Raw genomic sequence first — 255 nt, forward strand, 5'->3', positions numbered from 1 at the left:
TAGAAATCGCCCGCAAATCCGTCACCGACAGCTACCTCTCCTACGCAGGCGCCAAAGACAGCCTGTATGGACTCACCTGGGGTGGCGTCACCCGCACCGGCATCAAACTCGACACCTCCTACGATGGTGAAGATGGAGGCGTCTACGCCAGCGGCGGCTACTACGGACTCACCGGCAAAAACGTCGCCAAAAACACCATGGCCGAATTTGGCGCGGGTGCCTACTGGCGTGCCTATAAAACCAACGACTTCACCT

1 protein-coding gene is annotated in these 255 nt (G+C 58.4%); it reads left to right on the top strand.

Annotated elements, in window-relative coordinates:
- A partial coding sequence (locus tag ACO0LH_RS28695; protein ID WP_422944562.1) for a cellulose synthase subunit BcsC-related outer membrane protein occupies positions 1–255 on the top strand: 255 nt, incomplete at both ends.

This window comes from Undibacterium sp. TJN19 (assembly GCF_049339485.1).
In the GTDB taxonomy this organism is placed as follows: domain Bacteria; phylum Pseudomonadota; class Gammaproteobacteria; order Burkholderiales; family Burkholderiaceae_D; genus Undibacterium.